Genomic DNA, 26,757 nt, shown 5'->3' on the forward strand with positions numbered 1-26,757 from the left:
ATCAGGAATGTTTACATTCTAGTTAAAGCGTATTTTCAGGCTACTTCGACCGAAGATCACTTCTCACGTACCTCGCAAATCTTTCTGAGTTGAAGCTTGTTCGGGAACGCCAACAACTTGCGCTGAACGAGCCTCCTTGGCCTCTTTGAGCCTCTGCTCAGCGAACATAGCCGGATCATCATTCGGCAGCGGGTAGCCTGCGGCGGCTAGAGCTTCGGCACGCTCTTCGATTAGAAGACGCTCGGGATCGCGAACCGTTTGGTAGGCTCTGCCTGGTACGTGTCGAGTTGTGTCCATTCCCGGCTCCCCAGAAGGCTGATGACTAAGAGCGACTAAATTACTTTTAGAACGATAACAGAACGCTTCGAATAGCGATGCCGAGCTCCGAATCATGAGGGTAGGATGCGTTGCGATCTATGCTTCACAGAGGCTCAGACACCAAGCAAGCGGAGCGCGCAGGCATGAGGGATGCGAGCCCGCAGGGGCGAGACACGCCTTGGCGGGGCTCGATTCACGGCAGCCTGACGCCGCAGGCGGCATGCCATCAACGCCAACAAGAGGTAACTCAAATGCCCGACGATGAACTCCGCGAACTGGAGGCCAAGAGACGAAAAGCTTTGTGGATGCTTGCGAACATATCTCCAGGCGATTCGAAGGCGTTCGATCCCTTATCCATTCTTGATGACCTTGAACTTCAAGAGCGAAAAGACTCCCCTCATGCTGACAAGGCACTTGAGCTCAACCAGCTTCGGGATTGTGTCACCGTGCAGTATCACCACTCGGGAATCGACATCATTTTGGAGCAGACTATCCCCCAGCCCTGGAGGGAGCGCTTCAATCAGGCGAGTATCGGGTCGACCAGATTGTTAGATGGGCCTTACGCTGCGGACTGGTATAAATTCATGGCTTGTTGGGAATCAGAGATGCAGCACCTCGAGGCACACAGAGCTGCCAGAAGTAAGCCCAAGCTGGATTGATGCAGACGGAGAAAAGACGTGGAACGAGACAACGATGACACTGTGTATTGCGATATCCAAATGCCTGTGGCCCAAGGCCGAGAGCTACTGGAATTAGTGAACGCACTACGAGAATCGAAAGCTCATCCAAGTCTCGACAGAGTCTTCGAACACATGCAAGACGAGCTCGGTACGTCCATCGATATCGTGGACAACCCGCCAACGTGGGGGCCTTGGTGTAAGTGAAAACTCCTAGTGGAGCCATCAAAGCTCCGCATCCCAGGCATCCATCGCCTCGCTCAAAGTCGCGTACCAATGGAGTCCACCGCTCTGCAAGGCATTTGCAACTTGCCTGTTGGTATTGCCGTCGACCCAAGTAGGGAGACTCTCTATGGCTTCTGTGAACAGACTGGCTGTAGCGACAGCGGATCGCCCCGTACTTGTAGACTGGAGGCACACGTAGCGCACAGCAGCGCCGGTCTGCAAGCGACGCCAAGCTACCAACTCGATACAGTCCATGGCACTTACTGGAGCCTCTACTGAGGGACTCGCTTCTTGCTCTACCAGAAGGTCTGTCGCTGCCTCGAAAGGTCTCCTAGGCACTTCTGGTTTTTGGACAAGATGCTTCAACTGCTCACGTGAGGCGATTATCTGATCTCGGAGTTCTTCAGGATCGATGGACATCCCGCCCCCCGGTGTCACCCTGAGGGTCTTCAAGGAGTTCGCCGCCAGGATGAACTCGCGTTCACGCGCTTTCTCCCACTCAGGGCGAAGGTCGGGGCTGATAAGGTTCCAGAAGCGTGTAAGCAGCAACAAAACGTTCTCCTGACCTAAAGCCCAAGGCTTAAATCCATTGGTTATGAACCATGGTATCTCAACACTACTGCGTGAATGATAGACCCGTCCCAGAATTCGCGGAATCATTCGCATCCAGGCAGAATTGGAGCGATTCCTTTGACCGTTTTCTCTCTTGCAAGCTCACGAGCAAAATCATCATCCCTTAAAGCCTCAAGCTTCTCCATCTCTACGTTATACTCTTGAATTGTAAGGGTAGAGCCGAGCTGGGCCCTGAGTTTACGAGAGTATTTATCGAACTGCTCCATGGCTCGAATTAGGAAAACATTGCTAACTGTAGTGCTATACCCCTCAATCTCCTTGAATGCTGCATGTACATAGCCCATGATAGTCGCAATTGATTTCTGGCCGGTATACATCTTAACTTCCTCAAGATAGCTTTCATCAGAAAGCAACCTGACTTCAAAGTCTCCTGCGCGCCTATATCTATCCCGCTGTACAAACTCCATTACTAAGTTCGTGATAAACGAGTGGCGAAACATATGTGCGCATGCTTGCTCCTCGATGCCAGCAAACCTGCGCACTGAACCGATCTCGTTACCAAGGGATGTTTCTGAAAGCGGAGTTCCGGTTGCTGATGATACAAATACGAAACCATGATCATTAACACTGGAGAATTTATTTCTTACAACTTTGTCTCTGTGAAACTCAATGTATGAGATCAGCTCATTGAGGAACATCTTATTTACGGGTATCTCTCTTTCCTCGCTGTCGTCGCCCTTCAGCGTGATAAACCTAAGCATAGGGTGCTTCATCTCATACGCGGTCAGGACATCTACGACCTTAAGACTCGCCACCTCTGAAAGCCTAGCCCCAGAGTTTTCCAATGTTGAGATGAATGCATGCCGCCGAATCTTGATGAACCGTGAGCCCCCCATTTCATCGACAGCGCTCCTGAGCTGGTCGACATGAACAGCAGGAATCGCATTCCGCTCGTGCCTCCTACCACCAGGTGGAAATGCGTGGTGCCAAACACTATGCACAGCATAATCACGACCACGCTTATCTTTTTTCACTGTAACGCTTTCAGTAATCTTTATTCGCCCTCCAATCGCGACGAAATTAGGTTGCTCATAAAGCCCTCCAATATACTTTAGAAAGTCTATACATACAGTCCCAACGTCTACAACGGTGAGTGTGGCCTTCTTCTTCTCACGAAGATTTTTGGGATCTACCTCCGTACCTAGATGATGAATAAACCGCGTAAAGTCGTTATCTGATAGATCTATAAAGTCAATGTTTGAAGCATAACAGAATCTAACCAACTGACTGATTTTTTGAGCGTACTCACCTATCGTCCCACCTTTTCTACCTGTACGCGCTAACCCTTTACGCTTCATCCTATTGGGGCGAACCGTAAGGGAAAGCATGTAGAGATTCGCGGCAAAACAGGGTGCCCCGTTTGGCCAATTGATGAATGTCAGATTGCTCGCATCCCTAGTCACGAGCTTCCCCAGTGCGTTGTGGTCAAACAACTCAAGCTCAGGAACCACTGAATAAAGCTTACGCTCAGGGAAATTACTCACTCCGTACTACCTTTAAAGACTGGATATTCTCGTGAGATGGAATCACGTCAAAAGGAGACTCATTAAGCGAGACTATTGCCAACAGTGCATTTACGGCTTCGCTAGCGCTTTTATTTCTAATAGCCTCACTAGAACCATCCCTGGTTTCTTTGATTCCGGAGATAGCAGTGGAAAGCCCTTGAAGCAATCTGAAATTAGCACGGCGCAGTGCGACCACCGTACATTCTAACTCGCTATTAATTTGCTCCAGCCCATGTTTGGTCTTCTTGGTGGGCTTGTTGCCCCTTTCGGCATACGCGGCAATTGCATCCTTAGCCACGCCTCTAAGACGCTCTAGCCCTGCGAAACCGTGATGACCAAGTAATTCATCGGATTTTTTTTTGAGGGTGTTCAGACTTGTGGAGTCGATAGCGTAATGCTGGCCAGCCAAATCGAACTTGTAAGAAAGCGAAGCCAAAGCTCCCTGATTTTTTAGAGCGGAAGTAACAACCTCATTTGAGACGTATTTTTTAACATCGGCAAGTACGTCCTCTAGCAGAACCTGTCGCGCCTTGATTGACTGATTGTGAACTTGAATTTCCGACCTAGGCTTACCCATGATTACGCCCCCTTTACGTGAACAAGAATCTGCATTTCCTTGCCATAAGCACCAAGAACAAATACAGGCTCAAATTTGACAATGCCTTTACTCATCAAATGCTCTAGATGCTCCGAAAAGGATCCTTGATCTACAAGACGCACATCATCCGTTCCGAACTGCTCCTTCATCAACGCACGTAACGATTTATAGTTATGCACATCACCAGTGAAGAAGTTCTCAGCAATGATTTGAGCTTCCGCCCCACGGAGGGATGCGCCATCTGTGGCATCTGTAATGTACCTCCATGCATGCTCAATATCGTTATGCCCGAGAATCCAACGCAGTGTATCTATGCGTCCTTTGCCATACGCATGAAAAAATAACAAAGCCGCCACGCGGCGCAACTGGTGTTGCCTGACATAATACCGTAGACCTACCTCATTAACTTCACTCTCGAAGTAGTCACAAAGGAAGTCGAAACAGGTATTCATGCTTGTTTTCGTGGCAGAATATAGTACCTTTCTTCCATGGAGAGAAGGAACAGAGAAAATAGTAGGAGCTTCAGCCGAGAAGCCCGCATCAATCAGCTCCTCTTGAAGCCGCACTAATTGCGCAAGCATCTGTACCGCAAGGGGATCTATAGGCCTAGCATCATACTTACGGAGACCATACGTATTTGTTGTGCTCTTTTCTCTCCTAAACATCAGCCAGGTACTCGTGGAGTCGAATGCTTGTGCTGATGGGATCTGCAAAAGCTCATCGATTCGCCGCGCCATAAGCAAACCAACAACAAATTGAATAACACCAATATAAACATAGACAAGTTCAAGCAGGCCTACATTGGATCTTAGTCGCCCAAAATAGTCCTCTTTCGCTCCCTTGCGATTTTCAAGACCACTACCATCGACATCACTTGTATTTCTGCAACCAAGCCCCAGCTTCGTTACGCCGTGACGCTCCAAATCACTGCCAATAATTGAAACAACCTGTTCGTCTGTTAGGCTTGTAAGCGACTTGTCATGCTCGTCACAGTATCGAGCCAACCTGCAAAACCCCTCAACTACGAGAGGGCCAAGCTCGTAATGAAACTCGACAGCTCCTTTGAATAACTTAAAAATAGTGCCGGAAGGCACTGTCACAAAGCGACCAGGCTTGGCTAACTCTGGCGTGTAACCTTTGATTCCATCCAAGACTCGCTCACTAGGCCCTGGCATACCAAGATTTTTAAGCAGCCCCATTCCGTATAAGAAATTGTAAAACAGCCTGTACTGGGACTCAGCCATAAGACTCCCCGAACTAGAAGTAACCCTAACCCCCTCCATCTCACGTTTATAGGATTCTCCAAGCGGATAGAAACTGAGGATTTCATGCCTCGGTTTGGCCATGCCGCCACGGATCGTATTTTTGTAAATCTCGTTTGAGATACGTACGGAGTTTACCGTATAGCCAGCACCTCTATGTCCGTCGTAGTGGCCTTTATAATATAAAGCGGCCCGGATACGTGGAATATTTTCAACGGAAACATCAAGCTCGTTAGACTCGAGCTGAGTAGAACTTATCTCTAACATCGACGGATTCTCTTCCAATATGGAAGATATCGTCGCGCCTGGGATCTCATTCAACAGGACTTGAGCATACTCACACAATTTCCCTGACCAATCATACAGCGCTTCGGCCACGGAGGATTCTGAAGACAGCTTGTTCAGTATCCATTTCATATCGCCTTCAGACAAACCTGCCAACCCTGCACTTAAAAGTTTAAGCTCGGTCGCGTGAATTAGCAGACAGTCAATGACACCTACCGCTGCGTGAAATTTCCTCCTTAATGTCTCAACACTTTGGGAGTTGGCCATTTCAACCAGGCTATTTCGCGTGGCGCCAATAAGGGAGTATTTAAGACCGTTCAACAGATCTAAGTTTTCGTCATCGGTAAGGTATGAATTATTGTCTAGGGCTACCTTCCAGTTGAGCAGGATAGGATCACCGTTGAAATTTACGCTCCAGATGGAGGCATTAAAATCAGTGGTTAGCCAAGAAGCCTTACGGAACGCTTCTGCCGGTGCCATGCGAGGCTCGTTGAGGAACCCAAGTTTAGATGGAGCATTCATAAACAAACCTCTCCACTGACGCTGCGCTTGCTGTTAGTGACGCCTTGTGTAGATCGCTCCGATAAGTGACATCTCGATGCTTACTGATCTCTCCCTCAAGAAAGCCTGCGTAACTCGCCCAGTAGACTGCCTTAGCATTAACCTTCTGATTGGGTGGCGCTTGTTCAACAGCCAATTTTATCGAGAGCAGCACGCTCAAAATATCGGCAGACACTAACGCATATACAGTCCCGTCGTTCTCAAGCTTTTCATGACGACCCTCTGGATCTTGAAGATACGCAGGAATATCTCCAAAAGCATGATTTACTAGGAAAGTGTCCAATTCATCCACGCTTGAAAAATTGCTTGCCCGAAATAAAAACGGGCTATCTTTAAGACTATGACAAATTAAGACCTTGTTAAATACTCGCATACGCCTTTCATGCAGGAAATCGATAATCACCTTGGGCAGATAGTGATCCATGAGGTTAGGATCGTAGCTATCATGGCCTAAAGCCTGAGATGTAGTTTCAGCGCTATGCGTCTTAATGAATATCTCGGTTACTCTGGATGCGCGTACGGAAGACGCACTCACCATCTCCAAAAAATTAACGAGATCATCTTCAGGCATGTCAGTATGAGGGCGGAACTGAGCTAAAAGATTATTTCTCAAATACGTACCAGGTTTAAGTGTCGACCTCGACCACGGCGTTATGGTGCTTTTGACAGGGGGTGAAAATGCGTTGCCGCATGTAATGAATAGCTTCCTCCATGAGGGATCACCCTGTGATTTCAGATACTCACGTAGGGGCGCAGTGATCTCAATAATTTGGTCGACCAAAGCTTTAGTTTCTGAGGTTAGCGTGATTTTTTGTTCAGACCTTCCTGCCCCCTTACGATCCTTGTACCCCACCAGCTTATATACCGACCCGTCCAGTACGTATCCAGATCTCTGCCCCTGCTTATTCCAAAGATCGAAATCACCCAAAAACTCCGACGTAATTATCGGATGCCTTAGAATAATTAGGAGCTTAAATGGCATTAGACTCCCCGTCAGAGGCATCCCCATATAGCTGGCTAAATCAGAAGCAGGAGTCTGAGAATCTTTTGTATCCACTGACAAGGAAGCGTAGTGGCTGTAAGGCTCTCCGTAGCCGTAGGTTTCGAAAATACAGCAAATATTGGGGATTATTAGTAGGTGTCCCTTCTTCCGTTTAGTCGTATCTACCAACTCCCCATGCGCAGCGAGCTGTTTACGACGAAGAACCCTACTATATAGATCTGCTATCTGAGCTTTGGCCCATCCTTCAATAATCTTCAGCCGCTTAGATATGGAAATGAATAATATCTCAATAGCTTCAGACTCAGTAACATGTAATGGCACCTCCATTACGAGCTTAACTTTTACCTCCGCACCATCATCATTTTTTCTGACATTAGTCGACTGACCATCGATTCGCTTAGCAGGTGCTAACGGCAGTTTCCCTCCCAATGGCTCGGCCCATACGCCTGGAAGAATGAAAATCTTCTCGACAAACCCAATATACTTATTCCAAGTCTTCATTTGTGCGTCGATATCCAGCCCCAGGGCCTCGCCACTCATGAAAAAACTTTCCCTAAAATCCCAGAAGAAATTGTAAATCATTGTCGAATCGTTAAACGTGTATTCAGGCCAGGAATCACTATTCTGACTCAGAAAACCAGCCATCTTATTCGGCATAGTTATCTGTGTAGTTCCATACCCTGAAATATGGAGTCGTAGCTGCTCATACAAGCCGGATGTAAAGTCATGACCATGACTGTTATGAATATTGGCAAAGTGACAATACAACTTGGTGCCTTTACGGTTTTCTACAGGCCATCCAGTCCAATAATTGACTTTACACTGGTCAACCCCAAGGAGTATTTTTTTCCACTTCGTATTATATTTTTTTCTTAGTCCACTTCCACATTCTGTCGGCGGCATGGAAGGGACGTAATTACGTGCTTCGAGCAGAATGTCTTGCAGATAAACGGAAATCTTCGCGCGCGTCACGTCAGACGTGCCGACCAAATCCTGTTCGAACAGCGCTCCTTGAAAACCCGCAACGATGTGGGTCAGCTCTGACGACGAAAGCTTCAAGAAAGACAAGGGCTGGTTGGTGATGTCACAAAAGCATTCGAGAAGCTTCAATGTCGTCGTCGACGGCACCTTCCTACGCTCAGCGCAACGCTGAAACAACTCCACCACATCAGGCGCCAGAGCTCGGAAGGGATAGGTTTCAATGGGCGATCCTTTTTTGACGATTGTCACTTTCAAAATCCGTGGCGAGCTGGCTGTAATGTCTATTCTACAGGCACTCCAAATAACTGACAAAAAAATGCGAATGGCAAAATTTGGGAATTGCTCGATGACATGCTCAACGCCTTGCTGTTCGCCTTGATCGGCATGGAGTTGCTGCTGTTGCCGTTCAACTGGCTGCATGTGTTCGCCGCCAGTTTGCTCGCGATAGCCATCCTGCTCTCGCGCCTGCTGACCGTGGCACCCGCGATCCTGTTGCTACGCCGCTGGCGCACGGTGCCGCGTGGCACGATCCGCATCCTGACCTGGGGCGGCTTGCGCGGCGGGGTTTCGGTCGCGCTCGCACTGGCACTGCCGTTGGGCCCCGAGCGTGACCTGCTGCTGAGCATCACCTATATCGTGGTGTTGTCGTCGATCCTGTTGCAGGGCTTGAGCATCGGCAAGCTGGTCAAGCGCGTGACTCGGGACGAACCCCAGGCCGCGGCGGACCATCACTGATCCTTACGGGTCGGCTGCGGATGCCTCGGGTCCGCAGCCTGCTTGCCCGGCAGGCTGCTTTCACTGCGGATCTGCGCATGGCTGATCAGCGCAAAGATAAAGCTGCCGCCGATGATATTGCCCGCCAAGGTCGGCCCGGCGAACACCAGCCAGAAGTCCTTCCACGCCAGCTCGCCGGCAAACACCAGATAGGACACTTCCGCAGAACCAACCACGATATGGGTGAAGTCGCCCAGTGCCATCAGGTAGGTGATCAGGATGATGATCCACAGCTTGGCGCTTTCCATCGACGGGATCATCCACACCATGGTCGCGATCATCCAGCCGGAAACAATGCCCTTGGCGAACATCTGCCCGGGGTCGTTTTCCATGACCTTGCGGCCGATCTCCAGAAAAGCCAGGTCGGTCTTGGTGTCGAAGATCGGCAAGTGCAGCATCACGTAGGCCACCAGCAAGGTGCCGCACAGGTTGCCCACCAGCACCACCGTCCACAGCCGTAACAGCCGCCCGGCATTGGCCCACGTCGGTTTGCTCATCACCGGCAGCACGGCGGTCAGGGTGTTTTCGGTAAACAGCTGCTGACGTGCAAGAATCACCGCGAGGAAGCCGGCGCAGTAGCCGAAGCTGGCGATCACTTTGAATTCTTCGCCGTCCGGCAACCGCGAATTAAGCAGGCCCATGCCCATCAGCGACAGGCCCATGGTCAAGCCGGCGGCCAGCGCCGACCACCACAACGCCGCCACATTGCGCTCCAGCTCCTGGTCACCCTGGGTACGGATGATTTCATGCAGAACCGCCGCGCGGGGCGGCTGGTTCTTGTCCACATCGGCCTGTTCTTCTTGTGACAGGTTCGGGGTCTTGCCGTCGTCTTGAGTGGCCATGATCTACCGGAGTCCAAGGGGTGCCTGTAGCTACGACACGCCGCGACAGTAGCTGTTCAGTGGCCCGCCATTTAAACCGGTATGCGCCAAGCCTTGGCCATCTCAATGGTGGTGGACTTGAACGGTTTGCTCCACGGTTTTCCGCGCGCGCCGTAGTGCTCAATGATGCCGTCAAGCACGCGGTTGAACTCAGCGGGCGTGGTGGCATCGGCCAAGTCGCGAGCTGCACGTTGCAACAGTTCGATGTTCGCAGCCGGCTGGCCCGGGCGGTAAAGCGACGGGTAGATGACCTCCCGGGTGAAGTTGTCGGCTTTCACCGCGATATCGCGTCGTTTCATTTCGGCAACAGCGCTGGTCATCACCTTCGACAGAGGCTCACCCGTGGCCGACGCCTGTTTGTCGGCCACCTGCATCAGTTGCTGGAAATTACGCTGGCTCGTCGCGCTCAAGCGCTTTCCCAGCCACCCGACGTGCTCCGGCCGATGGGCTAGCTCATCCAGATTACGCAATGCCGCCGCCAGCTTCGGCGTGATGTTCAACGCGCCGCCGGCTTGATTCGCTTCGGCAATCGCACTGTCCAAGGCCTGCAACGCTTGCAGCGCAGTCTTGCGAAACAGCAGCACACCCGCAGCCGCCGGATCTTTCGCCAACTGATCCTGCACACCGGCCAGCATCTCATCGTCCATCGCCAGCACCGCGTCCTCCAAAGAAGCAAACGGATATTGCTCACGCACCTCCCCGCGTTTTTCCAGATGCGCCGCCACCGTCTGACGGGCCTTTGCCTGCAGGTGTTCTTTCTGCTCGGGCGTCATGGTGAAGTTGACGGTGCCGTTGAGCATGCCGCGAAAGTCGCCTTTGTCCGTGTTCAGCGGCAAGGTCACCGTTTGGTTGGTATACGCCTTGAGCCGCTCTGCTTGATAAGCCCCGGCAGCGGTGTGTGGCGTGCCGGTAACTTTATCGACGATGTTGCTGATAAATCCGCCGCTTTTTTTCGGAGTGGTTTCCTCGGACTCAAACTTGACGACCAAGGACTCAGGCTGGTTCAACGGGCCTTGCGGCTGCGGCTGCCCGATCACGCCAGGCGCGGGCGTATTGGCGAGTAGCCCACCGTCCTGGAAAGCCGTGGTCTCAGCCACTTGCTGGAACCCATGGCCTTGCTCTTGCGGGCTCTTGAACAACCCCGGCAGCGAACCGGAAATGCGTGCGGCGCGGGCAATATCCATGTCCGGGATCAGGCTGGCATTGAACACCACCAATTGCGGACGGCCGTCGAACATACCGGTGCCGGTGATGTTGAGTTGCTTGATCGCCGGAATATGGCGGCTGAACACCTCAAGGTCACGAAAGGTCGGCGCGCCACCGGCGCTCAGCCTGTCGGCAATCTTCATGACTTCAGCGGGTCGGGTTTCCCTGGGCATGTCAGCGATATGGGCAAGGATCGATTTACGCGACTCATTGCGCATCAACTCTTCAAGGGGCGAGGCCTCGGTTTGCAGGCGCGGCAACATGGTCAGCAACAGTTGGGAAATGTTGCCGGCCACACCAGGCAGGCGCCCGGCAAGTTTGCCGAGCTGGGTGCTGATCGTTTGCAGCCAGGCCGTTACCGGGTCTTTGCTGTTGAGCAGGCTGGGCAGGTCGATGCTGTTCGACAGCTCGCCGAACGCCTTGGCGCCCATGCCACTGGCGAGCAAGGTGGCGGAAATCGCCCCGGCAGACGAGCCGGAAATCACCTTCACACCTTGCAGCTTCTTGCCCTCTTCCAGCGCTTGCACCATCCCCGGAAAGGCAATGCCTTTGGCACCACCGCCGCTGAGCACCAGGTGACTGGGCGGCGCCGGTGACACAGCCACCGCCACTCGCCCATCGCTATGGCGGTAAAGGCTCAACTTGCGTGGGCCTACGCCTTCGACCAGAGGCGTCTTCACGTCCTGGTCGATTTTCCGAGGTGACAGGGGTTGGATCTGGACAGGCGAACTGGACACTTTCATACGCAGGCTCTCTCTTCAGGATGTAGCCCTGAGTGATGAGAGCGCCCGAAAAAGATCCGCGCGGAATGATTCGGCAAAGCAAATCAGACCCGCGCAGGGGTTACTCGTCCTGGAACTGGTCCTTCACGTACTTGATCTCGGTACGCCCGTGCGGCGCCGGCAAGCCATCTTCGCCAAGGTTGACGAAGACCATTTTTTCCACGGTGAGGATGCTTTTGCGTGTGATCTTGTTGCGCACTTCACAGGTCAGGGTGATGGAGGTGCGGCCGAACTCGGTGGCGGTGATGCCCAGTTCAATGATGTCGCCCTGGCGTGAGGCGCTGACAAAGTTGATTTCGGAGATGTACTTGGTCACCACGCGCTGGTTGCCCAGTTGGACGATCGCATAGATCGCCGCTTCTTCGTCGATCCAGCGCAGCAGGCTGCCACCGAACAGGGTGCCGTTGGGGTTGAGGTCTTCGGGTTTTACCCATTTGCGGGTGTGGAAGTTCATGGTCACTCCAAAGCGTCTTGCCGAATGATGGGCGACATCATGGCAGAGGCTGCGCCAGAGCTCTATGAGGCGTTGCCTATCAAGGCCATGAGGGATCTTCATGTGTCCGACAGAAAGGCTTGGGAAGTCTGGCGCAGACGGCTATAATCGGCGCCGTTTCAAAACGGTCATATCAAATTGTTACCGTTTTCCCGCCACCTGTCCGAGGGGCGCTGCAGCAGGTTCAACCTGTCAGGCTCGGATGGGGCGTTGTCCGGCCGTTATCACCTGGCCAGATACTAAACGCACAACGGCGCCCATTCGCACACTACGAATGGAGGCTCTCTATGAGCGCTGTCAACACGCCTGCAGATTTCACCGACTACAAAGTCGCCGACATGTCCCTCGCTGCCTGGGGCCGTCGCGAAACCTTTATCGCCGAATCCGAAATGCCAGCCCTGATGGGTCTGCGCCGCAAATACGCCGGCGAGCAACCGCTCAAGGGCGCGAAGATCCTCGGCTGCATCCACATGACCATCCAGACTGCCGTGCTGATCGAAACCCTGGTTGCCCTGGGTGCCGAAGTGCGTTGGTCGTCCTGCAACATCTTCTCGACCCAAGACCAGGCCGCTGCTGCCATCGCTGCTGCCGGTATCGCGGTTTACGCCTGGAAAGGCGAGACCGAAGAAGAGTACGAGTGGTGCCTGGAGCAAACCATCCTGAAAGATGGCGCGCCTTGGGATGCCAACATGATCCTCGACGACGGCGGCGACCTGACCGAGCTGCTGCACAAGAAATACCCGGCCATCCTCGACCGCGTCCACGGCGTGACCGAAGAAACCACCACCGGCGTACACCGCCTGCTGGACATGCTGGCCAAGGGCGAGCTGAAAATCCCGGCTATCAACGTCAACGACTCGGTGACCAAGAGCAAGAACGACAACAAGTACGGCTGCCGTCACAGCCTGAACGACGCCATCAAGCGCGGCACCGACCACCTGCTGTCGGGCAAGCAAGCTCTGGTGATCGGCTACGGTGACGTGGGCAAGGGTTCGTCCCAGTCCCTGCGTCAGGAAGGCATGATCGTTAAAGTCTCCGAAGTTGACCCGATCTGCGCCATGCAAGCCTGCATGGACGGTTTCGAAGTGGTTTCGCCGTTCATCGACGGCCAGAACGACGGCACCGAAGCGAGCATCGACAAGGCCCTGCTGGGCAAGATCGACCTGATCGTGACCACCACCGGCAACGTCAATGTTTGCGACGCGAACATGCTCAAAGCCCTGAAGAAGCGTGCTGTTGTCTGCAACATCGGCCACTTCGACAACGAGATCGACACCGCTTTCATGCGCAAGAACTGGGCATGGGAAGAAGTGAAGCCACAGGTGCACAAGGTTCACCGTACCGGCGCCGGCGATTTCGACCCACAGAACGACGACTACCTGATCCTGCTGGCCGAAGGCCGCCTGGTTAACCTGGGCAACGCCACTGGCCACCCAAGCCGCATCATGGACGGCTCGTTCGCCAACCAGGTACTGGCGCAGATCTTCCTGTTCGGCCAGAAGTACGCCGACCTGTCGCCAGCCCAGAAAGCCGAGCGCCTGACCGTGGAAGTACTGCCGAAGAAACTCGACGAAGAAGTGGCCCTGGAAATGGTCCGCGGCTTCGGCGGCGTGGTGACTCAACTGACCAAGACCCAGGCCGACTACATCGGCGTGACCGTTGAAGGTCCGTTCAAGCCGCACGCTTACCGCTACTGATTTGCCTGCGGCCCGCTCCCTTTCAAGGGGAGCGGGCTTTATGTGGGAGCGGCGGTGCGACGATTCGACTTGCTCGCGAATGCGGTGTGTCAGTTGATGCATCCGGTGACTGACACACCGCTTTCGCGAGCAAGCCCGCTCCCACATTCAATCGGTGCATGACTTCCGGTATCTGAGTTTCATAGGGTTATTACCATGTCCCAAGACCGTCGCTACAGCTTCGAGTTCTTCCCGACCAAGACCGATGCTGGGCATGAAAAACTGATGGCGACTGCCAAGCAGTTGGCCAGCTACAACCCCGACTTCTTCTCCTGCACCTACGGCGCCGGCGGCTCGACCCGTGACCGCACGATCAACACCGTGTTGCAGCTGGAAAGCGAAGTCAAAGTTCCCGCCGCTCCGCACTTGTCGTGCGTGGGCGACAGCAAGGCCGACCTGCGCGGCCTGCTGACCCAATACAAGCAAGCCGGCATCAAGCGCATTGTCGCCCTGCGCGGCGACCTGCCGTCCGGCATGGGCATCGCCAGCGGCGAGCTGCGCTACGCCAATGACCTGGTGAGCTTCATCCGCGAAGAAAGCGGCGACCACTTCCATATCGAAGTGGCGGCTTACCCGGAGATGCACCCCCAGGCACGCAATTTCGAAGACGATTTGCAGAACTTCGTGCGCAAGGCCAACGCCGGCGCCGACAGCGCGATCACCCAGTACTTCTTCAACGCCGACAGCTACTTCTACTTCGTCGAGCGTGTACGGGCCATGGGTGTGAACATCCCGATCGTGCCGGGCATCATGCCGATCACCAACTACAGCAAGCTCGCGCGCTTCTCCGATGCGTGCGGCGCCGAGATCCCACGCTGGGTACGCAAGCAACTGGAAGCCTACGGCGACGACGTCAAGAGCATCCAGGCGTTCGGCGAGCAGGTCATCAGCGAAATGTGTGAGCGTTTGTTGCAAGGTGGCGCACCCGGCCTGCACTTCTATACCCTCAACCAGGCCGATCCTAGCCTGGCAATCTGGAACAACCTCAAGCTGCCCCGCTAAGGTCTGTTCGCAATTGCACCAGGGCCCTCGTTACCGCGAGGGCCTTTGTCGTTTAATACTCCCGGAATGGAAGCCAGCAGTACATGAATACAGCATCCCCGACTCCCCGCCCGCAGCTGGTTTACCTGGTATTCGGCGCCGAGACCTATCATCAGGAAGCGGTATTCAGCATCGCCAGTGCCCTGTCCCACCTGGGCGGCACCCATGATTTGCCCCTGGACATCCAGGTATTCAGCGACAACCCCGAGCCCTATCGCGACCTGCCGGTGCACGTCCACACCCTGGACGACGCCACCCGCCAACGCTGGAGCGAGCCACACGGCTACCACTTCCGCACCAAGCACGTGCTGTTGCGCCAGGTCCTCGAGACCGCGGAACGCGCGCTGCTGATCGACACCGACACGTTTTTCCACGACTCGCCCATGGCTCTGTTCGAACGCGTCGCGCCCGGCACCGTGCTGTGCAACGCATTCCACGCCAAGTACGGCGATAACCGCGAAAGCGTGCTGTACAGCGCCCTGGCCAAAATCCTGGCCGACAAGGGCCTGGCCGACGACGACATGCCGCTGCTCAACTCCGGCGTAATGGGCCTGGCGCAGCAGGACGCGCATTTGCTGGACCGCTCCATTGCCTTGATGGACGAGCTGTTCCCCCAGGCCAACGGCGCCTATACCCTGGAAGAGTTCTGCCTGTCGGTGGTGGCCTATCGCACGGTCAACGTGCGCCAGTGCCCCGACCTGATCCACCACTACTGGAGCCGCAAGCAGCTGTTCCGCGCCAAGGTCAAGGCGTGGATCGCCAAGCACGCCGCCGCCCCGACCAGCGCCCACGCCCTGGCCGACACGCGCAAGGTCTCTGCCCACCTGCCGCGCCCGCCGCGCCTGCAACGCCTGATGTACAAGCTGATCACCCTGGCCCTGCCCAAGCGCAAGCAGCAGTTCATCCGTGAAATCCTCTACGGCTGCTACGAGCACGAAAACGAGTTCGACCAGGCGTGCGGCCCGGTTTGGTGGGACAAGGCCAAGCAAAACCAGGCTGAGCGGCAGAAATGCCCGGTGGACGCTCACCAACTGGAGCACTGGTTCGCCAACCCCTTGGTGCGCCTGATTCTGGGCGAGCGCCGCGCGGCGATCTATGAGCACCTGATGACCTCGCCGACAAAATAGCGCGGGCCGCAGATGCTTGTGCCAGAGCTTTTCTTTAGGGCCCCAGCGTCGTAACCTCAGGGCATGCCCGTGATCCTGAAGCTTGCGACCGCTGCCCTTTTCACTTGCCTGAGCCTGGCGGCTTATGGCGAGAAACTGCGCATTGTCACCGAGCCCTGGGCGCCCTATGTCTACGACGACCAGGGCAGCATGCGCGGGCTGGACTACGAAACCACGGTGATCGTCTTCCAACGCCTGGGGGTCGATGTCGACTGGCAGTTCCTGCCCTGGAAACGCTGCCTGGCGATGCTCGATCAAGGCCACGCCGACGGCGCGCTGGATATTTTCCACAGCCACGAACGCGACACGCAGTTGCTCTACCCCAGTGAACCGCTGTCGGAAGTCGAGTTCGTGCTGTTTTATGCCAACGAACACCCTCACCCCGCCAACAGCCTCGACGACCTGCGCGGCCTGACCGTCGGCACCTCGCCGGGCTACCTGTATGGCGGTGCATTCAGCGAGTCCGGGTTGTTCAACCGCGAACCGGCCCCCAGCCACGAAGCCAACTTCGGCAAATTGCTGCTGGGGCGCATCGATCTGGTGATTACCGACCGCCGCGTCGGCCAGCATGTGATCAAGGCGTTGGGCCTGGAGGGCAAAGTCAGCCAGGCGCCGATGGTGGTCAGCCGCCAGCAGCAATTCCTCGCGGTGCGCCGTGGCGCCGGCATGGACCTGCTGGTGCAGCGCTTTGCCGCCGAACTCAAGCGCTTCAAGCAGGAGCCCGCGTACATCGCCTTGAGCGCCAAATATGGCGGATTCCAAGCCATTACGGCCTCTGAACACGCCGTTGAGCAGCAGGAAAGCAGCGCGCCGTGATTGCTCTGTTATACTCCGGCCTTTCCGCCAGGCTTACGCCCGGCCGCTGAGGTCTTGAAAAAGGCACCCAACCCCGCTACTGCGCAGCTTTCAGCCCCGCGCGAGCCGGTGGAGTGCCCGCCAGACGCAGCAGGACCGGACGGGATAACGCTCCCCTAAGCGTCATTCACGCCCGGCAAGATTATCCCTTTGGGCCAAGCCCTAACTAAAACAGGATTACTCATGTCCTTTGCTTCCCTCGGTCTCTCCGAGGCTTTAGTCCGCGCCATCGAGGCAGCGGGCTATACCGAGCCTACTCCGGTGCAACAGCGGGCCATTCCCGCCGTGTTGCAAGGTCGCGACCTGATGGTTGCGGCTCAGACAGGTACTGGTAAAACCGGCGGCTTCGCCCTCCCGATTCTGGAGCGGTTGTTTCCCAACGGTCACCCGGACAAATCCCAGCGTCACGGCCCGCGCCAACCGCGCGTACTGGTCCTGACCCCAACCCGCGAACTCGCCGCCCAGGTGCACGACAGCTTCAAGCTGTATGCCCGCGACTTGAAGTTCGTCAGTGCCTGCATCTTCGGCGGCGTTGGCATGAACCCACAGGTTCAGGCCATGTCCCGTGGTGTGGACGTACTGGTTGCCTGCCCGGGTCGTTTGCTCGACCTGTGCGGCCAAGGCAGCGTCGATCTGTCCCACGTGGAAATCCTCGTGCTGGACGAAGCTGACCGCATGCTCGACATGGGCTTTGTCCATGACGTGAAAAAGGTCCTCGCCCGCCTGCCGGCCAAACGTCAGAACCTGCTGTTCTCGGCAACGTTCTCCAACGACATCACCGCCCTGGCCGGCAAGCTGCTGCACAACCCGGAACGCATCGAAGTCACGCCGCCGAACACCACGGTCGAGCGTATCGAGCAACGCGTGTTCCGCCTGCCTGCCAGCCACAAGCGTGCGCTGCTGGCCCACCTGATCACCGCCGGCGCGTGGGAACAGGTGCTGGTGTTCACCCGTACCAAGCACGGCGCCAACCGCCTGGCCGAGTACCTGGACAAGCACGGCCTCACCGCCGTCGCCATCCACGGCAACAAGAGCCAGAACGCGCGCACCAAAGCCCTGGCCGACTTCAAGGCCGGCAGCGTGCGCATCCTGGTCGCCACCGATATCGCCGCCCGCGGCCTGGATATCGACCAACTGCCACACGTGGTCAACTTCGAGCTGCCAAACGTCGATGAAGACTACGTGCACCGTATCGGCCGTACCGGCCGTGCCGGTCGTTCGGGCGAGGCCATCTCCCTGGTTGCGCCGGACGAAGAAAAACTGCTGAAAAGCATCGAGCGCATGACCAAGCAGAAAATCGCCGACGGCGACCTGATGGGCTTCGATGCCAGCGCCGTAGAGGCTGAAAAGCCAGAAGTGCGCGAACGTCCAGACGTGCGTAACCCACGCAACCCACGCGGTCCGAAGGGCGATGGCCCGAACGGCGGCGGTGGTGGCGGTGGCCGTCGCGACAAGGGCAAGGACAAGGGCGGCAAAGACAAAGCGCCGACCAACGGCCGTGGCGAACGCCCAGCCCGCGAGCAGAAGCCACGTGAAGGCACCCCGGCCCGCGAACAGCGTCAGCCGAGCCAACAGCCACCCCGCGCCGCCGCTGACCGTGCCCCGGACGAGTTCCTCGACGATGACGTGGACAACTTCGGCAACCGCGTTGACTACGTGCCCCAAGCCAAACCGGCCCAAGGCCGTGGCCGTCGTCCAGGTGCCCCGGCACAGGGCGCAGGCGCTGGTGCGCCACGCAGCGGCCAGCCGCAAGGCGGTCGTCAGAACGCACCGCGCAACAGCAGCGGCGGCACCACCGGTACGCCACCGGCCAAGCGCAGCGGCCCACGCAGCGGTGCGCCACGTGATGGCCAGGCCCGTCGCGAAGATTCGCGCAGCAACAACCGCCGCCCGGCCCGTGACGATCAGCCTCGTTCGTCCGAGCCAGCGGTGCAGAACCCACGCGGTGGCCCGGCGCCAAAGATCATCCACAAGGAGTCGAAGGCTGATCGCTTCCCGACACCTGAGCAGTTGGATCAACTGCCAGGCCGCCCTCGTGGTGAAAAACCAGCGCTGCTGACTCGCAACCGCTGAGTTTCAACGCCTCATAAAAAATGCCTCGCTTCTTTCGAAGCGGGGCATTTTTTATGGGCCAGATATAGATCCAATGTGGGAGCGGGCTTGCTCGCGAAAGCGGTGGACCAGCCAATACACGTGCCGACTGATGCAACGCATTCGCGAGCAAGCCCGCTCCCACAGGGGATCCCATTTCAAACCAATGGATGTGTTGAACTGGCAGGCATAAAAAAACCGGATCTTGCGATCCGGTTTTTTTGTGTGGGCAGAAATTACTTCTGCTTCACGCCTTCCAGCGAGATGTCCAGGTCAACGGTCTGCGAAGAAGGACCTGGGCCCTTGATGCCGAAGTCGTTCAGGTTGACCGTGGTTTTCGCGTTGAAGCCAGCACGTTCGCCGCCCCACGGGTCCTTGCCTTCGCCGTTGAACGTGGCCTTGAAGGTCACAGGCTTGGTCACGCCGTGGAAGGTCAGGTCGCCGGTCACGTCAGCAGTGTCTTTACCGGTCGGTTTAACCGCGGTAGACACAAACTTGGCATCAGCGAACTTCGCAACGTCCAGGAAGTCTTTGCTGGCGATGTGCTTGTCACGCTCAGCGTGGTTGGACCACAGGCTGGCGGTTTTCACATCGACGGCGATTTTGCTGGCTTCAGGCTTGGCGGCATCCCAGCTGAACGTGCCATCCCAATCCTTGAAGGTACCGTGAATGAAGCTGTAGCCCAGGTGGCTGATTTTCCAATCGATGAAGGCGTGTTGACCTTCCTTGTCGATCTTGTAGTCAGCAGCCATCGCCGAACCTGCGGACAACAGCGCAGAACCAAGTGCCAGAGCGGCGAGAGTCTTTTTCAACATGCTTTCTATTCCTTGTGAGTCGAGGTTGAACATCAGGCTTTGCGCCCCAGCATTCGCGTCAGGGTCACATCACGATCAATGAAGTGGTGTTTCAGTGCGGCCACACCGTGCAAGCCGGCGAAGACCACCAATACCCAGGCGAGGTACAGATGCACCACGCCAGCGGTGTCTGCCTGGTCCGGTAGCCCGGAAACCACTGCAGGAATCTCAAACAGGCCAAACACCGGGATACCGACACCGTCTGCGGTGGAAATCAGGTAACCGGCAATCATCACGGCAAACAGCCCGAAATAAAGGAACGCGTGGCCAAACGCGGCACCGAGGCGGGTCATGCGGCTGTAGCTGGCCAACGGTGGCGGTGGCGGGCTGACCAGGCGCCAGACGATGCGCACCAGCATGATGGCGAACAGCGTGATGCCAATGCTCTTGTGCAGATCCGGTGCGTCTTTGCGCCAGGCGCTGTAGTAGTCGAGGCCGACCATCCACAAACCCAGCGCAAACAAGCCAAACACCACCAGGGCCACGCCCCAGTGCAAAACCATGCTGACCCAGCCGTAGCGGGCCGGTGAATTGCGTAACTGCATGTACTTAATCCCGTAAGAGCTGCGCCCAAGACTAGCGCGTTACCTATCGAATTAAAGCGGAAAATTTCGCTTTGAAATATCGAGAAATGCGATCTTGAGGGTATGAAGCCTAAATTAACCTCGGATTAAGGACTATCCCGAAGAAACGTGACAGACCGTCCTGCGTTTACTGCCAATTCATCCGTAATGGGTTGTGACACAGCCGCCCATTGCATAGGCTTGCGCGATTGTGGCTTCGAGGAGACGAACGATGGGCTTGAATAACCAGTGGATGCAACGCGACCTCGCGGTGCTGTGGCATCCCTGCACCCAGATGAAAGACCACCAGCAACTGCCGCTGATCCCGATCAAACGGGGCGAAGGCGTGTGGCTGGAAGACTTCGAAGGCAAGCGCTACCTCGACGCCGTCAGTTCCTGGTGGGTCAACGTATTCGGCCACGCCAACCCGCGCATCAACCAGCGCATCAAGGATCAGGTCGATCAGCTTGAGCATGTGATCCTTGCCGGTTTCAGCCACCAGCCGGTGATCGAGCTGTCCGAGCGCCTGGTCAAGATGACACCCGAAGGCCTGACCCGGTGCTTCTACGCCGATAACGGTTCATCGTGCATCGAAGTCGCGCTGAAAATGAGCTTTCACTACTGGCTCAACCGTGGCCAGCCGAACAAAAAGCGCTTTGTCACCCTGACCAACAGCTACCACGGCGAAACCATCGCCGCGATGTCGGTGGGCGACGTGCCGCTGTTTACCGAGACCTACAAGGCGCTGCTGCTCGACACCATCAAGGTGCCCAGCCCGGATTGCTACCTGCGCCCCGAGGGCGTGAGCTGGGAGGACCACTCGCGCACGATGGCCCAGGTAATGGAACAGACCCTGGCCGAGCACCACGCCACCGTCGCCGCCGTGATCATCGAACCGCTGATCCAGGGCGCCGGCGGCATGCGCATGTACCACCCGGTGTACCTCAAGCTGCTGCGCGAAGCCTGCGACCGCTACGGCGTGCACCTGATCCACGACGAAATCGCCGTGGGCTTCGGCCGCACCGGCAGCATGTTCGCCTGTGAACAGGCCGGCATCCGCCCAGACTTCCTGTGCCTGTCCAAGGCCCTCACCGGCGGCTACCTGCCGCTGGCGGCCGTGGTCACCACCGACGACGTGTACGACGCCTTCTACGACGACTACCCGACGCTGCGCGCCTTCCTGCATTCCCACAGCTACACCGGCAACCCTCTGGCGTGCGCGGCGGCGTTGGCGACGCTGGATATCTTCGAAGAAGACAACGTCATCGAAAACAACAAGGCCCTGGCCCAGCGCATGGCCAGCGCCACCGCGCACCTGGTGGACCACCCGCACGTCTCGGAAGTGCGCCAGACCGGCATGGTGCTGGCGATCGAAATGGTCCAGGACAAAGCCACCAAGACCGCCTACCCGTGGCAGGAACGCCGTGGCTTGAAGGTGTTCGAACACGCCCTGGAACGCGGCGCACTGTTGCGGCCGTTGGGCAGCGTGGTGTACTTCCTGCCGCCGTATGTGATTACGCCGGAGCAGATCGACTTCCTGGCCGAGGTGGCCAGTGAAGGGATCGATATCGCCACCAACAGCAGCGTCAGTGTTGCGGTGCCAGAAGATTTCCACCCAGGCTTCCGCGACCCCGGTTGATGTGTGGCGAGGGAGCTTGTCGAATCGTCGCACCGTCCCGCTGGAGTGCGAAGCGCTCCCAAAATCTTGGGGCCGCTACGCAGCCCAGCGGGAGCAAGCTCCCTCGCCACAGTGACCTCGCTCCTACACAGAATTTTGCAGAGAACAGAAATGAGACTGTCCCGTTTTTTCACCGACACCCCTCTGAGCCTCGGTGACGTTGAGTTGCCCGAAGCCCAGGCGCACTACATCAGCCGCGTACTGCGCATGGTCGAAGGCGACGCCGTGCAACTGTTCGACGGTTCCGGCCAGGAGTTCCTCGGCAGCCTGCTGGAAGTCGGCAAAAAGCGCGTCACCGTGCAACTCACCGAGCGCTTCAACGGCCAGACCGAATCACCGCTGCACATCCACCTCGGCCAGGGCCTGTCCCGTGGCGAGCGGATGGACTGGGCGATTCAAAAAGCCACCGAACTGGGCGTCAACGCGATCACGCCGATCTTCAGCGAGCGCTGTGAAGTACGCCTCAAGGACGAACGCGCCGACAAGCGCCTGCTGCACTGGCGCCAGGTGGCGATCAGTGCCTGCGAGCAATGCGGGCGTTCGACGGTACCGGTGATTCACCCGCCGCTGCTGCTGGCGGATTGGTTGAAGCAGACCGAAGCGGATTTGAAGCTGGTGCTGCACCCGGTGGCCGAGCCGATGGTCAGCCACGCCAAGCCGTCGAGCCTGGCGTTTTTGATCGGGCCTGAGGGTGGGTTGACGGACAATGAAGTGGAGGTCGCACAGGCTGCCGGCTACCACGCCGCGCGCCTTGGGCCGCGGGTGTTGCGTACCGAGACGGCGCCGGTGGTGGCTCTCAGTGTGGCCCAACAACTTTGGGGCGACTTCTAACGCCCCCTGTGCAAACCCAATTAAAACTGTGGGAGCTGGCTTGCCTGCGATAGCGGTGTGTCAGTAAAAGATGTGCTGACTGAACCACCGCTATCGCAGGCAAGCCAGCTCCCACATTTGGATTGGGTTACCAAGTCACCCCATCACTCCACTGGATCACTGACCGGCTTGGCAATAATCGCCTTCAACTCACTGGTCATCGGGAATTCCAGGTTCAAGCCCTTCGGCGGAATCGGCTGTTCAAACCAACGCTGGTAAATCCCATTGATCTCACCGCTACGGTACAGATCACCCAGGGTCTCGTTGACCACCGCGAGAAACTGCGGGTCATCCTTGCGCACCATGCAGCTGTAGATTTCCCGGGATTGCTCCTCGCCCACCACCACCCAGTTGTGCGGGTCCTTGGCCTTGGCGCGCTCGCCATAGAGCAACGCGTCATCCATGTAGAACGCCGCCGCGCGGCCTGTCTCCAGCATCTTGAACGCTTCGCCATGGTCCTTGGCGCTGATCACGAACATATTGGCTTTGTGCTCGGCGTTATAGCTCTTGAGAAACCGCTCGTTGGTGGTACCGGCCGTGGTGACCACGTTCTTGCCCGCCAGGTCGGCAAAGCCTTTGATGCCGCTGTCCTTGCCGGTCAGCAACTGGCCCTTCACATAGATAAACCCGTAGGAAAACGCCACCTGCTTCTGCCGCTCGGCAGTCACCCCGGTGGAGCCACACTCCAGGTCCACCGTGCCGTTTTGCACCAGCGGGATACGGGTTTGCGAGGTCACCAGGTTGTACTTCACATTGAGGTTGGCCACCCCGGTTTTCTGCTGGATACGCTCGACAATCTTGTTCGCCAGCTCCACTGAATACCCCATGGGCTTACCGCTGTGATCACCCACGTAGGAAAACGGCACCGACGCATCGCGATAACCCAAGGTGATGGACTTGGCGCTGGCGATCTTGGCCAGCGCGCCGTCCAGCGGTGCCGGGGTCGCCTGGGCCTGTGCGCCCAACAACAGCCCCAGGGTGCAGCCGGTCAACAGGATCTTTTTCATTGTTATTCTCCGTTGGTCTTTGAATTAGTTACGTACAGCGATCACGCTGATTTCCACCAGCACACTCGGGCGCGCCAGTTCGGCTTGCAGGGTGGTGCGCGTCGGCGCCATGCCCGGCGACAGCCAGGCACTCCACACCTCGTTCATCGGCGCAAAACCACTGCCGATGTCTTTCAAGTAAATCGTCGCATTCAGCAGATGGTCCTTGTCGCTGCCGGCCTGGGCCAACAGCGCGTCGATCTTGGCCAACACTTCGCGGGTTTGCGTGGCCACGTCCAGGCCGTCGCCCGGTACCTGGCCCGAGAGGAACACCAGGTCCTTGAACGTGACGGCGCCGGACAGTCGGTCGTTGCTGCTGATTCGGTTGATGGTCATGGCTGCATCCTTAAGCGGCGCGGGGCGCCAGGCCCTGCATATCGATGGAAGGGACGTGTTGGCCGATCAATTCGGCGAGCAGTTGGCCGCTGCCGCAGGCCAGGGTGAACCCCAGCGCACCATGGCCGAGGTTCAGCCACAGGTTGCGGTACTGGCCGGCGCCAATCAGCGGCACGCCGGTCGGGGTGGCCGGGCGCATGCCGGCCCATTCCACGGCATGGGCGTAGTCGCCGGCCAGCGGAAAAGTCTCAAGCGCCTGGCGTTTCATCAGCGCCAGGCGCTTGGGTTCAAGGCTGGCATCAAAACCGACGATATCCACCATGGCCGCCACCCGCAATTGCTCGCCGAGGCGTGCGTAGACGATCTTGCGGTCATAGTCGGTGATGCTCACATTCGGCGCCCGGTGCTGCGCGCCAATCGGCACGCTGAGGCTGTAGCCTTTCAACGGATACAGCGGCAGCGACACGCCCAAATCGGCGCTGCGATAACCGGCGGCAAGCACCAGTTGCTCGACCGGCATCACCTCGACGCCCAACTCGATGGCCTGCACCACGCCGTACGCATGACGCAGCCCGCTGACCTTGCGCCCCAGCAAAAACCGGCAACGCCCGGACGCTTCCAGCCGCGCCGCCAAGCGCTGGCAGAAGGCGTGACAGTCGGCCACCTCTTCGTTCGGCGTATAGATCCCACCGACAAAACCGCCCCCCGCCAACGCCGGCTCCAGGCTCGCGCAATCGGCGGCCGACAGCACTTGCTGTTGCAGGATATCGGCGACCTTGCTGCGCGCGTGCTCAAAGGAGCTGGCGTTACGAAAGGTCACCAGCTTGCCATTGCGCCGCCAGTCGAAACCGTCCAGGCGATCATCCTCACGCCATTGCTGCAACGTCGTCTGGCTCAGCGACGCCAGGCGCAGCAAGTGCGCGGCATTGCGCTGGTTGACCGAGCCCCGGCAGGCGCCGAGAAACGCGGCCATCCAGCGCCATTGCTGCGGGTCGAGGCGTGGGCGCAGCTTCAATGGCGAGTCACCGCGCAGCAACCAACCAATGGCTTGCAGCGGCACGCCGGCATCGGCCAGCGGCGCGACATAGCGGTAGGACAATTGCCCACCGTTGGCGAAGCTGGTCTCGCTGCCCAGGCTGTCGCGGGCGTCGATCACCGTCACTTCATGGCCGGCGCGCACCAGCGCATAGGCGCTCGCCAAGCCAATAACCCCGCCACCGATGATGCAAACCTGCCTGCCCATCCCCGCCACCCACCGTTGAATTAAGAGGGCTCAAGACTAGGGGCAGGTGACAGGCCACCGACAATGAATAAAGATGGGCCACCTATAAACAAAGGTTATGGACTTGCCATGCGCCTGCGTCATATCGAAATCTTCCAGGCCATCCGCCAGACCGGCTCCGTCAGCGCCGCCGCGCAGTTGCTGCACGTGTCGCAACCGGCGGTAACCAAGGTGTTGCAGCACGCCGAGTTGCAGCTGGGTTTCCCGCTGTTTCTGCGAGTGCGCGGCAAATTGCAGCCCACCCCGGAAGCGTTGGCGCTGGAACGTGAGGTCGAGAAAGTCACCGAAAGCCTGCAAGGCGTGCGGCGCCTGGCCAAAAGCCTGCGCCGCGCACCGGGCCAGAGCGTGCGCATCGGCGCCATCCCCGCGCTGGCGCTGTCACTGCTGCCACCGGCGATCCTGGAGTGGAAACGCGACTACCCGGACATGGCCTGCGAGCTGTCCAGCGACCACAGCCGCGAGCTGGTGCAGAAGCTGCTGATGCGTGAGATCGATCTGGCGCTCACCCTAAACTTCTCCGGGCATCCGGGGTTGACCACGCAAGTGCTGGCCAATGGCGTGTTGGTGGCGTTGGCGTCCAAAGGCTATTGGTCTGACGCCGATTTGAGCACGCCGCTGCCCTTGGCGGATCTGGCGGGCACGCCGTTGATCGGCCTGTCCAGCGCCGACCCGCTGGCGGCAAAACTCGACAGCTACCTGGAAAACGTCGACCCACCGCCACGGGTGACGATCTCGGTGCAAACCTATTCCCTGGCCCGCGCCATGGTGGAATCCGGCGCCGGCCTCACGGTGATCGACCCCTTCACCGCACTTGGTGCCTCGACCGCCACTACCTGTATCCGCACGCTGACACCGCCGCTGCCGATCACGCTGTATGCGCTGACCCGCGCGGATGAGCCGCCGCCGCATATGTTGGCGAAGCTACTAGAGATATTTGGCCAGCGCGCCCAAGAACTGCTGCAACGTTTGTAAGTGCACCAAAGATCCAATGTGGGAGCTGGCTTGCCTGCGATGGCGGTGGGTCAGCTAAAAATGTATCAACTGACAGCCCGCTA

22 protein-coding genes, 1 pseudogene and 1 riboswitch are annotated in these 26,757 nt (G+C 57.4%); of the genes and pseudogenes, 11 read left to right on the forward strand and 12 right to left on the reverse strand.

Translation table 11 applies throughout. The features are described 5' to 3' along the window. Positions 1 to 569: 569 nt before the first annotated feature. Together DBR46_RS18125 and DBR46_RS30575 are read left to right on the forward strand one after the other, a co-directional pair. Positions 570 to 977 carry a hypothetical protein gene (locus tag DBR46_RS18125; protein WP_096143901.1) on the forward strand — a complete coding sequence of 136 codons (408 nt, stop codon included), beginning with the start codon at positions 570 to 572 and terminating at the stop codon, positions 975 to 977. 18 nt (positions 978 to 995) lie between these two features. Further along, the gene (locus tag DBR46_RS30575) at positions 996 to 1,202 is read left to right on the forward strand and encodes a hypothetical protein (RefSeq protein WP_096143897.1); all 207 of its coding nucleotides are present in this window, start codon (positions 996 to 998) and stop codon (positions 1,200 to 1,202) included. A 674-nt stretch (positions 1,203 to 1,876) separates the two neighbouring features. Here the strand turns inward: DBR46_RS30575 and DBR46_RS18140 are convergent. From DBR46_RS18140 to DBR46_RS18155, 4 genes are read right to left on the reverse strand one after another with little or no spacing between them, the layout of a single operon-like run. Beyond that, positions 1,877 to 3,337, reverse strand: coding sequence for a site-specific integrase (locus tag DBR46_RS18140; protein ID WP_096143898.1), 1,461 nt, complete (start codon positions 3,335 to 3,337; stop codon positions 1,877 to 1,879). Further along, a complete protein-coding gene (locus DBR46_RS18145) occupies positions 3,330 to 3,935 on the reverse strand; it encodes a hypothetical protein (RefSeq protein WP_083375559.1) in 606 nt (201 codons plus the stop codon). The genes DBR46_RS18140 and DBR46_RS18145 overlap by 8 nt, the downstream gene beginning before the upstream one ends. A gap of 2 nt (positions 3,936 to 3,937) precedes the next feature. After that, a complete protein-coding gene (locus tag DBR46_RS18150) occupies positions 3,938 to 5,983 on the reverse strand; it encodes an integrase (protein ID WP_124527279.1) in 2,046 nt (681 codons plus the stop codon). A 25-nt stretch (positions 5,984 to 6,008) separates the two neighbouring features. Beyond that, entirely contained in the window at positions 6,009 to 8,297 is a 2,289-nt protein-coding gene (locus DBR46_RS18155; RefSeq protein WP_124527280.1) for a hypothetical protein, read from the reverse strand. A gap of 78 nt (positions 8,298 to 8,375) precedes the next feature. On the opposite strand from DBR46_RS18155, the pseudogene DBR46_RS18160 reads away from it, so the two are divergent. Next, a pseudogene (locus DBR46_RS18160) lies at positions 8,376 to 8,783 on the forward strand (cation:proton antiporter); the annotation flags it as partial. On the opposite strand, the gene DBR46_RS18165 reads toward DBR46_RS18160, so the two are convergent. From DBR46_RS18165 to DBR46_RS18175, 3 genes are all read right to left on the reverse strand, one after another. After that, entirely contained in the window at positions 8,777 to 9,664 is an 888-nt protein-coding gene (locus DBR46_RS18165) for a formate/nitrite transporter family protein (protein ID WP_124527281.1), read from the reverse strand. The pseudogene DBR46_RS18160 and the gene DBR46_RS18165 sit on opposite strands and share 7 nt — an antisense overlap. Before the next feature lie 71 nt (positions 9,665 to 9,735). After that, the gene (locus DBR46_RS18170) at positions 9,736 to 11,652 is read right to left on the reverse strand and encodes a patatin-like phospholipase family protein (protein WP_124527282.1); all 1,917 of its coding nucleotides are present in this window, start codon (positions 11,650 to 11,652) and stop codon (positions 9,736 to 9,738) included. A 100-nt stretch (positions 11,653 to 11,752) separates the two neighbouring features. After that, the gene (locus DBR46_RS18175) at positions 11,753 to 12,145 is read right to left on the reverse strand and encodes an acyl-CoA thioesterase (RefSeq protein ID WP_016977737.1); all 393 of its coding nucleotides are present in this window, start codon (positions 12,143 to 12,145) and stop codon (positions 11,753 to 11,755) included. Between the two features lie 198 nt (positions 12,146 to 12,343). Beyond that, positions 12,344 to 12,450: riboswitch (S-adenosyl-L-homocysteine riboswitch) on the forward strand. Positions 12,451 to 12,471: 21 nt separating this feature from the next. On the opposite strand from DBR46_RS18175, the gene ahcY reads away from it, so the two are divergent. The 5 genes from ahcY to DBR46_RS18200 all read left to right on the forward strand — a co-directional run bounded on the left by ahcY (position 12,472) and on the right by DBR46_RS18200 (position 19,055). Continuing rightward, entirely contained in the window at positions 12,472 to 13,881 is a 1,410-nt protein-coding gene (ahcY, locus tag DBR46_RS18180; protein ID WP_017735703.1) for an adenosylhomocysteinase, read from the forward strand. A 195-nt stretch (positions 13,882 to 14,076) separates the two neighbouring features. After that, positions 14,077 to 14,922 (forward strand): methylenetetrahydrofolate reductase [NAD(P)H], encoded by an 846-nt coding sequence (gene metF, locus DBR46_RS18185; RefSeq protein WP_124527283.1) that lies wholly within the window; start codon positions 14,077 to 14,079, stop codon positions 14,920 to 14,922. Positions 14,923 to 15,005: 83 nt separating this feature from the next. Then, complete coding sequence (locus DBR46_RS18190; protein ID WP_124527284.1) at positions 15,006 to 16,088, forward strand: hypothetical protein; 1,083 nt, start codon at positions 15,006 to 15,008, stop codon at positions 16,086 to 16,088. A 63-nt stretch (positions 16,089 to 16,151) separates the two neighbouring features. Next, positions 16,152 to 16,943, forward strand: coding sequence for an ABC transporter substrate-binding protein (locus DBR46_RS18195; RefSeq protein ID WP_124527285.1), 792 nt, complete (start codon positions 16,152 to 16,154; stop codon positions 16,941 to 16,943). 222 nt (positions 16,944 to 17,165) lie between these two features. Then, the gene (locus DBR46_RS18200; RefSeq protein ID WP_017735707.1) at positions 17,166 to 19,055 is read left to right on the forward strand and encodes a DEAD/DEAH box helicase; all 1,890 of its coding nucleotides are present in this window, start codon (positions 17,166 to 17,168) and stop codon (positions 19,053 to 19,055) included. A gap of 254 nt (positions 19,056 to 19,309) precedes the next feature. Here the strand turns inward: DBR46_RS18200 and DBR46_RS18205 are convergent, their stop codons facing one another. Together DBR46_RS18205 and DBR46_RS18210 are read right to left on the reverse strand one after the other, a co-directional pair. After that, positions 19,310 to 19,888 (reverse strand): YceI family protein, encoded by a 579-nt coding sequence (locus tag DBR46_RS18205; RefSeq protein ID WP_124527286.1) that lies wholly within the window; start codon positions 19,886 to 19,888, stop codon positions 19,310 to 19,312. 32 nt (positions 19,889 to 19,920) lie between these two features. Further along, on the reverse strand, positions 19,921 to 20,472 hold the full coding sequence (locus tag DBR46_RS18210) for a cytochrome b (RefSeq protein WP_124527287.1): 552 nt from the start codon (positions 20,470 to 20,472) through the stop codon (positions 19,921 to 19,923). A 250-nt stretch (positions 20,473 to 20,722) separates the two neighbouring features. Here DBR46_RS18210 and DBR46_RS18215 point away from each other — a divergent pair, with 250 nt between their 5' ends. Beyond that, the gene (locus DBR46_RS18215; RefSeq protein WP_124527288.1) at positions 20,723 to 22,129 is read left to right on the forward strand and encodes an adenosylmethionine--8-amino-7-oxononanoate transaminase; all 1,407 of its coding nucleotides are present in this window, start codon (positions 20,723 to 20,725) and stop codon (positions 22,127 to 22,129) included. A 150-nt stretch (positions 22,130 to 22,279) separates the two neighbouring features. Further along, the gene (locus DBR46_RS18220; protein WP_124527289.1) at positions 22,280 to 22,999 is read left to right on the forward strand and encodes a 16S rRNA (uracil(1498)-N(3))-methyltransferase; all 720 of its coding nucleotides are present in this window, start codon (positions 22,280 to 22,282) and stop codon (positions 22,997 to 22,999) included. Between the two features lie 143 nt (positions 23,000 to 23,142). Here the strand turns inward: DBR46_RS18220 and DBR46_RS18225 are convergent, their stop codons facing one another. Genes DBR46_RS18225 through DBR46_RS18235 form a run of 3 tightly spaced genes read right to left on the reverse strand, consistent with a single transcriptional unit; the run spans position 23,143 to position 25,663 of the window. After that, on the reverse strand, positions 23,143 to 24,045 hold the full coding sequence (locus DBR46_RS18225) for a transporter substrate-binding domain-containing protein (protein ID WP_124527290.1): 903 nt from the start codon (positions 24,043 to 24,045) through the stop codon (positions 23,143 to 23,145). A gap of 24 nt (positions 24,046 to 24,069) precedes the next feature. Then, the gene (locus DBR46_RS18230) at positions 24,070 to 24,420 is read right to left on the reverse strand and encodes a RidA family protein (RefSeq protein WP_124527291.1); all 351 of its coding nucleotides are present in this window, start codon (positions 24,418 to 24,420) and stop codon (positions 24,070 to 24,072) included. A gap of 10 nt (positions 24,421 to 24,430) precedes the next feature. Beyond that, entirely contained in the window at positions 24,431 to 25,663 is a 1,233-nt protein-coding gene (locus DBR46_RS18235) for a D-amino acid dehydrogenase (RefSeq protein WP_124527292.1), read from the reverse strand. Positions 25,664 to 25,771: 108 nt separating this feature from the next. Here DBR46_RS18235 and DBR46_RS18240 point away from each other — a divergent pair, with 108 nt between their 5' ends. Beyond that, positions 25,772 to 26,674 (forward strand): LysR family transcriptional regulator, encoded by a 903-nt coding sequence (locus tag DBR46_RS18240; protein ID WP_124527293.1) that lies wholly within the window; start codon positions 25,772 to 25,774, stop codon positions 26,672 to 26,674. Positions 26,675 to 26,757 lie beyond the last annotated feature (83 nt).

This window comes from Pseudomonas sp. KBW05 (genome assembly GCF_003852405.1).
GTDB lineage: Bacteria > Pseudomonadota > Gammaproteobacteria > Pseudomonadales > Pseudomonadaceae > Aquipseudomonas.